We start from the raw sequence: 2,010 nt of genomic DNA on the forward strand, positions 1-2,010 counted from the left end.
TCAATTTCAAGTTCAGAGTCAGCAAGCACATCAGAATCAGAATCAATTTCTAACTCAGAATCAGCAAGCACATCTGAATCAGAGTCAGTTTCAACTTCAGAATCAGCAAGCACATCAGAATCAGAGTCAGTCTCAAGTTCAGAATCAGTTTCAAGTTCAGAATCAGTATCAACATCTGAATCAGTAAGCAATTCAGAGTCAGTATCAAATTCAGAATCATTGTCTAACTCAGAGTCAGCATCAAGTTCAGAATCATTGTCTAACTCAGAGTCAGCATCAAGTTCAGAATCATTGTCTAACTCAGAGTCAGCATCATCTTCAGAATCATTGTCTAACTCAGAGTCAACATCAAATTCAGAATCAGTATCTAACTCAGAATCAGTAAGCAACTCAGAGTCAACATCAACATCTGAATCAGAGTCAGTATCAGCTTCAGAATCAGCAAGCACATCTGAATCAGAATCAGTAAGCAACTCAGAATCAGCAAGCACATCAGAATCAGAGTCAGTATCAAACTCAGAATCAGCATCAACATCTGAATCAGAGTCAGTATCAAACTCAGAATCAGCATCAACATCTGAATCAGAGTCAGTAAGCAACTCAGAATCAGCAAGCACATCTGAATCAGAGTCAGTAAGCAACTCAGAGTCAGTATCTAACTCAGAATCAACATCAAGTTCAGAGTCAGTTTCTAATTCAGAATCAGTATCTAACTCAGAGTCAACGTCAAGTTCGGAGTCATTGTCTAACTCAGAATCAACATCAAGTTCAGAATCATTGTCTAACTCAGAGTCAACATCAAGTTCAGAGTCAGTCTCAAACTCAGAATCAACATCAAGTTCAGAGTCAGTATCTAATTCAGAATCATTGTCAAACTCAGAGTCAGTATCTAATTCAGAGTCAGTTTCTAATTCAGAATCAGTAAGCAATTCAGAGTCAGTATCAAACTCAGAATCAGCAAGCACATCAGAATCAGAATCAGTATCAAGTTCAGAATCAGCAAGCACATCAGAATCAGAGTCAGTCTCAAGTTCAGAATCAGCAAGCACATCAGAATCAGAGTCAGTCTCAAGTTCAGAGTCAGTCTCAAGTTCAGAGTCAGCAAGCACGTCTGAATCAGAGTCAGCTTCAACTTCAGAATCAGTAAGCACATCAGAATCAGAGTCAGTATCAAACTCAGAATCAGCAAGCACATCTGAATCAGAGTCAGTATCAAACTCAGAATCAGCAAGCACGTCTGAATCAGAGTCAGTTTCTAATTCAGAATCAGTAAGCACATCTGAATCAGAGTCAGTATCAAACTCAGAATCAGCAAGCACATCTGAATCAGAGTCAGTATCAAACTCAGAATCAGCAAGCACGTCTGAATCAGAGTCAGCTTCAACTTCAGAATCAGTAAGCACATCTGAATCAGAATCAGTAAGCACATCTGAATCAGAGTCAGTATCAAACTCAGAATCAGCATCAACATCTGAATCAGAGTCAGTATCAAATTCAGAATCAGCATCATCTTCTGAGTCATTGTCAAACTCAGAATCAGCATCATCTTCAGAATCGTTGTCAACTTCAGAGTCAGCGTCAAGCTCAGAATCATTGTCTAACTCAGAATCAGTAAGCAACTCAGAGTCAGCATCAACATCTGAATCAAATAATGTTGTACATTCAGACTCAGAATCAATGTCACAAACACCAGCTGGACATCCAGTAGCTTCTAAAGCAGGAGTAGCGAAAGCATCAGCTCTTCCATCAACTGGTGAAAATGATTCAGCGTCAGCTCTTGCCTTGGGTACAGCCCTCTTGATGGGTGCAGGCCTACTTGGTTTGAAAAAACGCAAAAAAGACTAAGATAGACGAAAAATCGATTATCTTCTTCTAAAAAATTAGCCTTCGAGTAATGCTCGAGGGCTTTTTGCTTGGGCTCTTTGTCAACTGTAGTGGGTTGACTAAATAATTAAGCACGAGAGAGAATCAAATTGGTTCTCTCTTTTGTTGCGTTCAAAGCGAGAAGAA

The 2,010-nt window shown here is 39.4% G+C and carries 1 protein-coding gene and 1 pseudogene; one reads left to right on the forward strand and one right to left on the reverse strand.

The window, feature by feature from the left end:
- Positions 1 to 1,619 (reverse strand): annotated as a pseudogene (locus JOC28_RS10855) (hypothetical protein); the annotation flags it as partial.
- A 58-nt stretch (positions 1,620 to 1,677) separates the two neighbouring features.
- Here JOC28_RS10855 and JOC28_RS10860 point away from each other — a divergent pair.
- Positions 1,678 to 1,845, forward strand: coding sequence for an LPXTG cell wall anchor domain-containing protein (locus tag JOC28_RS10860; protein ID WP_275582395.1), 168 nt, complete (start codon positions 1,678 to 1,680; stop codon positions 1,843 to 1,845).
- Positions 1,846 to 2,010 lie beyond the last annotated feature (165 nt).

It is taken from the genome of Streptococcus loxodontisalivarius, from assembly GCF_016908645.1.
Taxonomy (GTDB): domain Bacteria; phylum Bacillota; class Bacilli; order Lactobacillales; family Streptococcaceae; genus Streptococcus; species Streptococcus loxodontisalivarius.